Annotated in this window: 10 protein-coding genes; 1 reads left to right on the top strand and 9 read right to left on the bottom strand. The window is 33.5% G+C overall.

The genetic code is table 11. From position 1 onward, the window contains the following. Window positions 1-27 precede the first annotated feature (27 nt). Complete coding sequence (locus ABH959_RS10465; protein ID WP_113937534.1) at window positions 28-453, bottom strand: WapI family immunity protein; 426 nt, start codon at window positions 451-453, stop codon at window positions 28-30. A 118-nt stretch (window positions 454-571) separates the two neighbouring features. Further along, window positions 572-1117, bottom strand: a complete 546-nt coding sequence (locus tag ABH959_RS10460) for a TetR/AcrR family transcriptional regulator (protein WP_404492557.1) — start codon at window positions 1115-1117, stop codon at window positions 572-574. 173 nt (window positions 1118-1290) lie between these two features. Between ABH959_RS10460 and ABH959_RS10455 the strand changes: the two genes are divergently transcribed. Next, window positions 1291-2739, top strand: coding sequence for a DHA2 family efflux MFS transporter permease subunit (locus ABH959_RS10455; protein WP_404492556.1), 1449 nt, complete (start codon window positions 1291-1293; stop codon window positions 2737-2739). A 47-nt stretch (window positions 2740-2786) separates the two neighbouring features. On the opposite strand, the gene ltaS is transcribed toward ABH959_RS10455, so the two are convergent. The 7 genes from ltaS to ABH959_RS10420 all read right to left on the bottom strand — a co-directional run bounded on the left by ltaS (window position 2787) and on the right by ABH959_RS10420 (window position 12938). Continuing rightward, window positions 2787-4760, bottom strand: a complete 1974-nt coding sequence (gene ltaS, locus ABH959_RS10450) for a lipoteichoic acid synthase (RefSeq protein ID WP_113937537.1) — start codon at window positions 4758-4760, stop codon at window positions 2787-2789. A gap of 384 nt (window positions 4761-5144) precedes the next feature. Further along, window positions 5145-5312 (bottom strand): ATPase, encoded by a 168-nt coding sequence (locus ABH959_RS10445; RefSeq protein ID WP_404492555.1) that lies wholly within the window; start codon window positions 5310-5312, stop codon window positions 5145-5147. Between the two features lie 83 nt (window positions 5313-5395). Continuing rightward, window positions 5396-5554: an SRPBCC family protein gene (locus tag ABH959_RS10440; RefSeq protein WP_235661806.1), complete on the bottom strand. Its 159-nt coding sequence runs from the start codon at window positions 5552-5554 to the stop codon at window positions 5396-5398. A gap of 160 nt (window positions 5555-5714) precedes the next feature. Further along, entirely contained in the window at window positions 5715-7340 is a 1626-nt protein-coding gene (locus ABH959_RS10435; RefSeq protein ID WP_002013447.1) for an ABC-F family ATP-binding cassette domain-containing protein, read from the bottom strand. A gap of 312 nt (window positions 7341-7652) precedes the next feature. Then, complete coding sequence (locus ABH959_RS10430; RefSeq protein ID WP_113937538.1) at window positions 7653-10769, bottom strand: MMPL family transporter; 3117 nt, start codon at window positions 10767-10769, stop codon at window positions 7653-7655. 252 nt (window positions 10770-11021) lie between these two features. Further along, a complete protein-coding gene (locus tag ABH959_RS10425; RefSeq protein WP_002013443.1) occupies window positions 11022-11588 on the bottom strand; it encodes a TetR/AcrR family transcriptional regulator in 567 nt (188 codons plus the stop codon). 186 nt (window positions 11589-11774) lie between these two features. After that, window positions 11775-12938, bottom strand: coding sequence for a GNAT family N-acetyltransferase (locus tag ABH959_RS10420; protein WP_002136931.1), 1164 nt, complete (start codon window positions 12936-12938; stop codon window positions 11775-11777). Window positions 12939-13212: the final 274 nt, after the last annotated feature.

Here is a 13212-nt window from a genome sequence, read left to right as displayed (position 1 = left end):
CCCTCTTGTAGGTTATCAAGTCTTTTTTTATCGTTTTGGGAATTTCCTTTGTTGCTCTTCAATAGAACGAATCATATTCTCTCTATCCTCTTGAGTTATACTGATAGAAAATTCGTACTCCTCTTCCTTACACCATTCGGGTTTAAGTTCCAGCGATAAGCGAATAACAAGGTGAAACTCCTCTTCTTTTTCTCCCATAAATTCAAACGCTAAATTTGGTTCTATGAAATCTAGTTCGTTATATGTAGGGTTTGGTAAAGATTCAAACCATTTTATCATGTACTGTAAGTCGAAAGTTTGTAAAAAAGGATCCACCGTTTCAAAAACTTTATTTTCTTCTGATAGTTTCGCTTTTACTCTTAACCAATTTCTATCACACTCGTCTTTTGCATCTTTATATTGGTAATTTACAACCTCTAAATGTAATGATATTTTTTCATTTTTAAAATTCATGCATATCCCCCTTCTATCTCTGGATCTTTTGTTTTATAAATTTTTATTAATCCCCATACTTTAAATTATACTAGGTTATTTTAATCTTTTTTTAATACGGATAAATTGTTTGCATTTATTATCCTTTATACATAAAATAAATTTGATTTGCAATATAATCTGAACTAAAGTGAAGTCCATTCCTTATCCACCACATGATAATACCTACCAATGAAGCTGTTTTAATATCCACCGCAACATAATCATCAGGCAGATCCTTTTTCGTATTCTCTCTTCTCGTTTCTATTAACTCTTTTAAAAATAAAAATAGTTGCTCCTCAAATTGATTCATTTTAAATAATATAAATAAATAATTTCGATGGATATATAAATAATCAAATAATTGTGTTAGCTTTTGTTTTTCTGATAAATCTTTTGCATGTATTAAATCAGCTATTTTATTTGAAAGTTCATTTGAAATTTCATTCGTGATTTGGTCTAGTAAATCTTGAATATCTTGATAATGTAAGTAAAAGGTTGTTCGGTTTAATCCTGCTTTTGTTGCGACTTTCTGAACCGTTAAATTTGAAATACTCGGATTCTCACATAGGAGAGAAAAAACAGCATTTTGAAACATTTCTCTTGAACGAACTGTACGAGGATCTTCTTTTTTAGGTGTAGACATTTTGAAACTCCTTTATAGATTTTCTCTTTACTTACTCGACAGTGCATACCTTCTATGTCGAGTAGTGAACATTTTCAACAAAACTGTTCATGGTCAAAGAAAATTTATTTTGTTACCATTAATTTTATCGACACAATGTCGATAAATCAAGACAACAATGAAGGAGTTTACCAATGCAAAAGGAAATATCAGAAAGAAATAAAAAAATTATATTAATTGTGCTCATTTCCGGTTGTTTTTTATCAACATTAAATCAGACGCTATTAAATGTAGCGATGAGTAATTTAATGGAAGTATTTGATGTTACGGCCGCTACAGTTCAATGGCTATCAACAGGCTTTATGCTCATAAATGGTGTTCTCGTGCCAATTACGGCATTTTTAATGAAGCGATTTACAACAAGGCAGCTATTTATTAGCTCGATGCTCTCTTTGTTTATTGGGACTGTTCTCTGCGCATGCGCCATGAATTTTGGCATTTTGTTAACAGGAAGAATGATTCAAGCAGTTGGGGCAGGAATTATTATGCCACTAATGATGACAGTTATTTTATATTTATACCCTAGTGAAAAGCGTGGAAGTATTATGGGAACCATCGGTTTCGCCATAATTTTCGCGCCAGCCATCGCTCCAACATTATCTGGCTTTATTATTGAATATGTATCATGGAGATGGTTATTTATTGGATTAGCTCCATTTGTATTAATCGTTATTATTCTCGCGCTAAAATATTTAATGAATGTTGCTGAGACAACAAAAGCAAAATTAGATATCGTAAGTGTCATTTTATCAACGATTGGCTTTGGTTGTATTATATTTGGATTTAGTAGTGCAGGAAGTAAAGGATGGGATCATCCAGTTGTTATTACTACAATTATCATCGGAATAATTGTTACAACCCTATTCTGTTTACGTCAAATAAAGTCTAGCGATCCACTATTAAATTTATCCGTATTTAAATATAAAATTTTCACTCTTACATCAGTCATTAACGTACTCATTACGATGATTATGTATGCTGATTTAATTCTTTTACCGATTTACTTGCAAAATGGACGAGGTTTTACTGCTTTTGAATCAGGTTTACTTCTATTACCTGGAGCTGTGATTAATGCCTTCTTATCACCTATCACAGGTAAAATGTTTGATAAATATGGGGCGAAACCACTCTTTATTACAGGTTTAATATGTATCATTATATCTATGTGGGGTGTAATTGATTTGACCGAATCCACCACTTATATGTATTTAATGGTTCGTACCATTATTCTACGCATTGGACTAAGTTTCATTTCGATGCCTTTAAATACAGCAGGTTTAAACGCTTTACCAAGAGAACTGGGTTCACATAGTTCTGCAGTGAATAATACCGTACGTCAATTAGCAGGTGCTATTGGAACAGCAGTTATTATCACGGTATACACAATTCAATCAACTTCACATGCTTCGCAGTTATCTAGTGAAAATGGAAACATTTCAGTTATGCAAGTAAAGAAATTATCTTCTATCTTCAGCTCAAGTGATGCCTACGTATTTATGTTAGTCTTATCTTTTGTAGCTTTGATTATCGCATGTTTCATGCCTAAAAAAGTAGCACTCCAAAAATCCGAAAGTAAATCTTAAAACAAAAAATCCTACTCGTTTTCTATACGAGTAGGATTTTTTATTATTTATTTTGTTTCCCCGTCTTCAGTCGTCTTCACCTTCGTTTTATTTTTATCACGATGGTTATAGTTGTACTTAGAACGCTCTACTGGAGTGAAGCCTTCTGGTGTGTAGAATCGTAATAAGTCGCCGTTAACAACTTGGTCAGAGTATTTTAGTGATTTTTGAACCATTTGTTCATTTTGTTTTATTTCGTCTGTAAATTCTACTGGATTTCCAGTCGCTGTATCATAGTATTTGCCGTTCAGTGCAGTCACTGTTGGACTTACATAGTTACCGTTACGGAAAGGAACGACTTGTTTATGATCTGGCGATAATAAATCTGATCCGAATTGGACATAATTCTTTGTATCTGTACCTAGTAAGTGTAATAAAGTTGGAAGAACGTCAATTTCTCCGCCATATTGATGTTGTATGCCGCCTTTCATTCCTGGTACGCGAATGATTAATGGTACACGTTGTAATTGAGCATTTTCAAATGAGTTCATTTCTTTACCCATTATTTGAGACATTGCTGCGCCATGATTATCTGAAATACCGTAATGGTCACCGTACATAACGATAATTGAGTTATCGTATAAACCAGATTGTTTCAAGTAATCCATGAAGCCTTTTACAGATTCATCTAAATAACGTGCTGTTTGGAAATACGTATCTACAGATGAATCACCTGTTTTCGCTGGTTCAATTGTCGCTTCCGCTTTATCAATTGGATAAGGGAAATGGTTCGATAACGTAATAAATTTTGAATAGAACGGTTGTTTTAACGTTTGTAATAATGGAATTGATTCATTAAAGAACGGTTTATCTTTTAACCCATAGTTTACTACATCTTTTTCGTTCATATCATAGTATGACGCATCAAAGAATTTATTAAAACCAAACGATTTATAAATTTCATCACGGTTCCAGAACGTTTTGTAGTTACCGTGGAACACTGCTGATGTGTATCCTTGTTGACCTAAAATAGCTGGTGCTGATTGATACGTGTTATTAGCTTTATTTGTAAAAACAGATCCTTGCGGTAATCCAAACATTGAGTTCTCTAACATGAACTCCGCATCAGATGTTTTACCTTGTCCTGTTTGATGGAAGAAGTTATCAAAGTATAACGTATTCGCATCTTTTGTAAATGAGTTTAAGAATGGTGTAACCTCTTGACCATTTAGCTTGTAGTTTAGTAAAAAGTTTTGGAATGACTCTAAATGAATATAAATTACGTTCATTCCTTTTCCTTTACCGAAATACTCAGGATTTGGACTTGCATAAGTTGATGTAAGATAGTTTCTAACTTCTGTCATATTATCTCCATCCGCTAATGCTCGTTCTGTTGATGCTTTCGCACTTTGAATACCATCATAAATCGTAAAGTTGTACGCCCCTAAATATTTCACGATATAATTGCGGTCAAATGTTCTTGTTAACAATTCAGGACGGTCAGATTCTGCCAGACCTAAGTTAACGCTAAAGAATAAAATACCTGCTACAAATACTAGCGATAATTTATGCTTCGCAACACGGATTGGTTTAGGATTTACAAATTTCGTTGCGACTAAAACAATTAAAATGATTGTATCTAAGAAATATAGTGGGTCATATAAGTGTAGCAATGCAAAAATACTACCACCTAAATCTCCAAAGTTATTCGTTTGTGTTAATGTCGGGAACGTAATAAAGTCGCTGAAAAAGCGATAATATACTACGTTGGCATATAAAAGTATAGACATTAGCAAATTAATAATAATTAACCAAATGTAAGCTCGTTTCCCTTTCGCGAATAGTGCGAGCCCTAAAAATAGAACTGCTGAGCTTAACGGGTTGAAAAACAGTAAGAACTTTTGGATTGTGTTCGATATCCCTAAATTAAATTCTGTCACATATGCTGCATATGTTTTTAACCAAAGTAAAATAACGGCAAATACGAAAAATCCAAAATGATTACTTAATACTCGTTTACTCTTTAATAAAAATTGTTGCATCTCTCCACCTCTTTTGATCATCCAAGGCTTATTTTATATAAGTCTGTCTCTCTATTTAATTTTTCTTCTTCAAATAGATTTTATTTATTTAACTATATGAAGAATATTAGTAATTATAATTTGTAGCTTTTATTTATTCAACTATTTCTTTTTAAACATTTTGACTTTGGTTTCTATTTTACAAAATACATTTGTCACATTTCCTGTTTTCTCCCAGGGGCTCATCCACTAATTATGACTCCACAAACTATAATCCTTTATTTCCTCATTTGCAAACTAATCTATCTCCAATTTTGGTACATTCATGTAAACTACCCAATTTCATAAAATAAAAAGTGTAGTTTGGGCAATTTGCTCAAACTACACTTTTTCGACTACCGTTTATCATCCTTTGTAGCTATTCCCTCTTCTTTTAAACAACTCTTTAAGTCCCATGAACATTACATTCCAACCATGTTCAGAGTCATCATGACACCCCTTTAAAGCTTTTTCAACATCATATTTTGTCCAATCTTCTTCATGAGCAACGATTATATTTTGTGAAAATATCATTTTAAATCCTTGTTGTTTCTCTTTTATTTCAACTGTGTTTTTATCTAATAATTCACTAAACTGCGGCGTTTTTAATGTAAATACTAATTTTTTTTAGGACGATTCATTTCGATATATTCCCCAATTGCTCGATAATCTTTTCCGCCACGATGATCAATAATTTCCCAACTCCCTCCTACTTCAGGAGTATTTCCCGTTACTTTATCCGTCCCTTCCAATGTAAAAAACCATTTCTTGATCATTTCAGGGTTTATCCACGCTTCAAAAATTTCTTACCTTCGCTAATGTTATTTTTGAATAATTATTCATTTTAATCCTTCCCCCACTTTATATTAAAACGAATATTTGTTTACTTAAAAAACCCCCGCTCTCATAAAAGAGAGCGGGGGTTTTAATCATTCATTATTGACCTTTGTACATTGCATCAACTTGTTTTTGAAGTTCTTCATTTTCTAAGAACTCATCATACGTCGCTACCTTATCAACTACACCGTTTGGCGTTACTTCGATAATACGGTTTGCAATTGTTTGTACGAACTGATGGTCATGAGAAGTGAATAGTAATGTTCCTTTAAATGTGATTAAACCGTTGTTTAATGCTGTAATAGACTCAAGGTCTAAATGGTTCGTTGGATCATCTAATGTTAATACGTTTGCACCGCTTAACATCATTTTAGATAACATACAACGAACTTTTTCTCCTCCAGATAAAACAGAAACGTTTTTCTTTACTTCTTCACCAGAGAATAGCATACGGCCTAAGAAACCACGTAAGAAACTTTCTGATTCATCTTGTGGAGAGAACTGACGTAACCAATCAATTAAAGTGTAATCACTGTTCTCGAAGTACTCAGAGTTATCTCTTGGGAAATGAGCTTGAGATGTTGTTACACCCCATTTGAATGAACCGCTATCTGGCTCCATTTCACCCATAAGAATTTTAAATAATGTTGTCATTGCAATATCGTTACGGCCGATAAATGCAACTTTATCACCTTTATTTAAAGTGAAGTTCACATTATCTAATACTTTTTCTCCGTCGATTGTTTTAGAAATACCTTCAACCGTTAATAAGTCATTTCCTACTTCACGCTCTGGTGTGAAACCAACGAACGGATAACGACGTGATGACGGTCTAATATCATCTAATGTAATTTTATCTAATAATTTTTTACGAGAAGTTGCTTGCTTCGCTTTAGATGCGTTTGAGCTAAAGCGCGCAATAAAGTTTTGTAACTCTTTTACTTTCTCTTCTTTTTTCTTGTTAGAATCTTGCGTTAGTTTTAATGCTAATTGGCTTGACTCATACCAGAAGTCATAGTTACCAACGTATAATTGAATTTTACCGAAATCAAGATCAGCCATGTGCGTACATACTTTATTTAAGAAGTGACGGTCATGGGATACAACGATAACTGTATTATCAAAGTTCATTAAGAAGTTTTCTAACCATTGAATCGCTTTTAAGTCCAAATGGTTGGTAGGCTCATCTAGTAATAGAATGTCAGGTTGACCGAATAAAGCTTGAGCAAGTAATACTTTTACTTTCTCTGCCCCTGTTAATTCAGACATCTTTTTATCATGAATATCTTCGCCGATACCTAATCCTTTTAGAAGGATTGCAGCTTCTGACTCAGCTTCCCAACCGTTTAGCTCAGCGAACTCACCTTCAAGTTCTGCAGCACGCATGCCATCTTCATCACTAAAGTCTTCTTTCATGTAAATTGCATTTTTCTCTTGCATTACTTTATAAAGACGTGTGTGACCCATCATTACTGTTTCTAGTGCAGGGAACTCTTCATATTCGAAGTGATTCTGTTTTAATACTGCTAGACGCTCACCTGGCGTAATATGTATGTCACCTGTTGATTGGTCAATTTCTCCAGATAAAATCTTTAGAAATGTTGATTTACCAGCACCGTTTGCTCCAATTAAACCATAGCAATTACCTGGCGTGAATTTTATGTTAACATCTTCAAATAATTTGCGATCTGCGAAACGCAAACTAACGTTACTTACTGTAATCATTTGTGTCCTCCTACTAATACCGCTTATTTCAGCGTTTTCTCACCGATTGTCTTAAAAAATCGCATATTACGACTCAATTATTGTAGACTATAGCTATTATATAGTAGAAGCTGGATGAATAGCAACGGTTGATTAGCTTTCTACAATGAAATCGAATAGTTTTTATCCATTCCCCTAGTTATTTTTTGTATATCATCGACCTCTTTCTAATATCCCCATTCGCTTCTCATTCTGTAATACATTAGATCATTTTTTCATTTCATATTTTATATACAAAAAACCTGTAGAGAAAACATTCCCTACAGGTTTTTCTTATTTCGTATTTATTATTTTCTCTTTATAACTCTTCAATTTACTCGCCAATCCTATTAAAGCTGGTAACAATATCGGCATTACAATTAAAGCTAATAGTATAAGGGCAATGCCAACAACTAATGCCACTTGTATTAGCGTCAATACTCCTGAAGGGATTAATGCAGCAAATGTTCCGCCTAAAATAAGTGCCGCTGATAATACGACTCCCCCTATGTGACGAGATGCATTTACAATTTTCGTTACTGAATCCCCTTCTAGCTCGTTGTATCGCATCATTACGAAAATGCTATAATCCACACCTAGAGCGACAATCATTATAAAGCTAAAGAATGGAACATTCCAGCTTAATGACTCTACGTTTAATAAGTGTGAACTAATTTGTTCACTTATACCAAGTGAAGCAAAGTAAGCTAATATTAATGATCCAATAATAAAGATTGAATTTAAGAATGAGCGTGTAATCACGATTAATACAAGCGAAATCCCTAATAACATAATCGTAGCAGTACGTAAGAAATCTTGCCCGGTTACTTCTTTTAAATCAACGTTTCTAGCTGTTGTCCCGCCAATGGCTTTTTTCGCATCATTTAGTTCTGTTCCCTTTAACGTACCATCTATCGTTTTATTAATTTCTTGAATGATAGGCATCGCTTCTTTTGAATACGGGTTTACGTCTAAAATAATTGTCATTTTAGCAATTTTTCTATCATGTGACATGTACGTATTCAATGCTTTTTGGAAATCTTCTCCCGCTAAAACTTCTTTTGGAATATAAAATTTCTCAGAGTTTTTTGATTCATTAAGCTCGCCTAAATATTTCTGAGCATCCCCTAGGCCGTTACTTACCTTTCCAAGCCCTTCTGTACTTTTAGATAAGCCTGATTGTAATTGCCCCATCTTTTCTTGCAAATCTTTAAGCCCTGTTAAAAGTTGCCCTTGCCCATCGTTTATTTTCGTTAATCCAGATTGTAAGTCAGCCGATTTGTTCGCAATTTGTTTTGAACCTGTAGCCCCTTCGCTCAATCCTTTGTTCAGCTCAGCAGCCCCTTTTTGTAACTTGGTAACTCCATTGTTCATTTCTTTTAAACCGTTATCTACTTTCAGTAACGATTGATTCGCTTCTTTAAATGAATTCATCGCTGCTTTATGCTGCACCGCCAATTGATTTAATTCTTTTGAAAGTCCAGTTAATTGTTTTTGAGCTTCTTTAGCAATTCCTAATGTTTGCTGTATGTTCGGGTCATTTGCTAATTCTGGTTTCGTTTGAATGAAATTAGTCATTAACACTTCAATTTGTTCATATCCTTTTTTCGCACCATCAATTGCTTGAGAAATGCTTCCGAAATATTGATCGTAAGAACTTAAACCTTTTTCTAACTGTTCATAACCAGCCTGAAGCTGTGAAGTTGCATTTGACAGGGCATTGATATTTCCGTTTAATGATGCTAGCCCATCCTCTATTTGTTTCGCTCCTTGTGCTCCATTGTTTATTCCATTCGATAATTGATTTAAAGCTGTCCCTAATGCTGATACGCCATTTTTCGCTTCATTTGTTCCATCAATTAACTTTTGAACATTTGCAAGACTATTTGAGTCATTACTACCCATTTTATCTTTCGCATCAGTTAATCCTTCATTAATTTCTTTTATGCCACCATTTGCATCTCCTAAGCCTGTATTCAATTCTCCGGCTTGTTTATTTATATATAATTCTTTAATCTTATCTCCAGTTGGACGCGTCGGTGAATATACTTCTGAGACTCCTTTAACTTTCGAGATTTTATCAGTAAGTTCATCTAAAGTTTGTAAAGAAGTCGCCTCATCTAACTTTTTATCCGATTGAATAACTAACGTACTTGGTGAAGAAAAACCAGGCGGAAAATGCTCTTCTATTACGTTAATCCCCATTTTTGATTCATATTTATTATCCACTTCAAATAAATCATTGTAATTAAGCGTGTTAGAATATTTTAATACGAACGGAATCGATATCACGAATACGATAATTAAAGCGATAAATGGTCTTGCTACTGAATTTTTCGCAAAGAATCCCCATAAGCGACTATCCTCATGTCCTTTAAATGTTTTAACTGGATAAAACATTCCTTTTCCTAATAGCACCATGAAAAATGGATTTAAAGTAGTTAATACGAGTAGTAATACTGCAACACCAATTGCTACTGCTGAAGTAGATTGATATAATTTAAAACTCGCTAAAGCAAGAGATGCAAAGCCAATTAGTACTGCTATCCCGCTATATAAAACGGTTTTACCTGCCGATTTAAACGTTTCTTTCGTAGCCAAAAATGCATTTTCTTGTTTACTTAATTCTTCTTTAAATCTTGTATATAATAAAATGTTATAGTCTGTTCCCACTCCAAACAGGACGACTACTACAAACACTTGCGTAAAGTTTGAAAACGGAAAATTAAATTGATCTACAAGATGGGCAATAATCCCCATTGAAATTAAATACGAAACACCAACTGTAAGAAGAGAAATAATCGGAACAACTGGTGAACGGAATACAATGATTAATACTACAAGAATGAAAATGATCGAAATAACTTCTGTCTTTTTCACGCCCTCTTGAGAGGATGTAAGAAAATCACCCGCTATTAAATCACTTCCTGTTAAGTACGTTGTAACTCCTTTCGTTTGTACTTTTTTATGAAGATTATTTGCAATTTTTGATATTTTACCATGTTTTTTATCTACCGATATTTGCGTTAAAATAGTCGTATTATCTTTAGAAACTAATTGTTTCTCCAGTTCTTTATTATCTAAATGTGAAACGACTTCCTTAATTCCTAATTGCTCTTTTTCATTTTGCAGGGCGTTGATCGTTTTCGTTATTTCCTCTTTTTGCTCATTTGTTAAAGCCTTCTTACTTCCACTATTAAAGACAGCTATAATTTCATACTTTTCAGCCCCTTCTTTATCCATCTCCTTTATCATCTTGTCAGCAATACTGCTTTGTTCTGTATTAGGAATCGTGATTTGCCCTTTTTCCTTCACTAACTGATCCATATTAGGCATCGTTACGATCATTGCAATAGTAATAATTATCCATAATAGAAAAGATAAACTTCTCCAACTTTTTAGCTTGCTCATTTGAATCATCTCCTGTTATTAGAGTTTCATGGTGCATAGAGAATGAATATTCATTCCCTGTTTTTGAAAATATCATTTCGGAATGAACGTTCATTCCTATTATCCTATTAAATTATTTTTCAATTCTATCAAATCACTACCCACGGAATGAATATTCATTCCTTGAATTGTGCAGTTATACCAACTCCTGTAATCGTTTTTTATATTTATTTAGGAATGAATGTTCATTCCTGTCCTTATAAAGCTATAGAATCAAATGATTCTAATAGCATTCCAAGAGCTCTCTTCCAATTCTTTTACTAATTCTTTTGAGTATTCTAATTGCCCTGTCGCCATTACTTTTATTAATTTTTCAAGCGGTTGATATACAATAATAATTAAAGCAATTATAGGCAATGGACGAAGAAAACCTTTTTCGATTCCATCTTCAATAATATTCATAAAGAAGCCTATAAAATCGTCAAATATTTTCTTACTCTGTTCATCAAGAAAATAACTATCACAGTGAGAATTTGTAAAAAGAAAAGCATCCACATTGTTTCTCGCAAATTCAAATAAACGGTTATACGTATGACTAAACTGTTCTCGAATATTTGCTTCAACAGGAAAATCAGTCTTTATTGTTTCAGATAGCTGTAGCATGCTTTTTGAAAATAATGAGTTAACGAGTGCCTCTTTATTTTCAAAATAGCGATAAATAGTACCAGCGCCGACATTTGCTTTTTCAGCGATCATCGGAATTGTCGTACCATCGTAACCACGCTCTGCGAAAAGTTTTATAGCAGCATCAAAAATATCCTCTTGCTTATTTTTAGCCATTTTTCTCACCTCAATTTTCAGGAATGAAAATTCATTCCGTTTTTAATTATAAATTACATGGATTAAAAGTCAAGTGGTTAACATTCATAATGCTTCGTTAAAAGCAGCAATGTACTATAACTAATTATGTTTAGTTATAGTACATTGCTATTTAAACATTAGTATGCCGCACAAAGCTTTACAAAATTAAAAGAAATCATAAATAAACGGCTTACGCACCGGCACTACATTCTCAAATGCACGTATCTCCTCTTCGCTACCGCTTATTAAGTCTATTTCATTTAATTCTAGCGGTCGCTTGTAACCAAACATAATAGTAGATAACGCATTAATATCGATTTGAATTCCATTTTCTTTTGCTGTTTCTTCTTTAACGATTGTTATTTCATTATTTTTAAGTTGAACCGTTACGTTATTCCACGGAGCAAATGAATCTGTAATATGTAAAATTACTTCTTGCTCTTCGTTGTTCCAGTTCCATTCATATTGTTTGAAAAACTGTTCTACATCTACAATTCTTCCCATGAAATATGGAGTTACTTCTGCTTTTACTCGTGGTTCTTGTAATGTGTAAAGAAGTGGTTCTGTCTCACTTAGTATCATTTCTAGATCTTTAATCATAGAATCATGTTGGCAAATGAAATTCCAAAGGCCATTTCTCGCTTCATTATGTAATGGGACAAATTCTTTTACTGTCATCTTAGAATTCTCTATTTTGTATAAAATGTAACCAGCCGCCGTTTTATTTTCATCATAGTAAACTGCCAATGTTAAATCATGATACACCGCTTGTAGCCACCATTTACGTCCACGAACTAACATACCAGAAAATCGTTCTGCAAATGTTTCATATAGATTCTCTACTTCTTCTGGATGATTATCTTTACTAAAACGTTTCACTGTACCATTCACTTGTTTTTTAATTATTAAATCGCTCTTTGTCATCTGACATACGATTCGATTCGCACAAAGTTCCCAGCCGTATTTACGATAAAATGAAACGGCAAATGGATGTAACATCGATACACTATATCCATCTCTTTTCATAGTTTGCAGTGAATGCTGAAGTAACTCTTTTACATATCCACTTCTTCTATATTCCGGATACGTCGCTACCCCCGCAACGCCGCCCATTTTAAACTTTTCTTTTCCTATGTAAATATGAAAAGGAATTAAGTGCAACTTTGCAGCTAACTCTTCTCCTTCCATAATACCGTATATTTGATGGCTTTCCTTCATTCTTGCAATTTTCTGCTCTATCCATTCTTCATTTGCTTTATATTGAAAAGCATATTCTGATAAACGTAATGCTTCTCTAAACTTATCTTCTTTTAATTGTATAACGTTCATATATTTCTCCTCCATTCCTCGTTTGAATTATATCATAATTCAAACTATTATAGTTCGGTAAGTGAAATTACGAGGATGTTTCAACAAAAGGTTTCGATTTAGAAACAATCTAACATAAAAGCTCTTTTCAACTGCTTTCTATTGGCGGCATAAGAATATTAAACACCTTGCGTTCTCTTGGGTTTGCGAAGCTAGGAGGTACCATTGAAAGTGATGAAACTTATGACAACGGCAACATTACGGGCATAAAAAAAACCAGTTGATTGTGAGAAAC

The organism is Bacillus sp. RC51 (genome assembly GCF_044908115.1).
GTDB classification, from domain to species: domain Bacteria; phylum Bacillota; class Bacilli; order Bacillales; family Bacillaceae_G; genus Bacillus_A; species Bacillus_A mycoides.
Note: the sequence above shows the minus strand (reverse complement) of the source record. Positions and strands in the feature narration are given on the sequence as shown.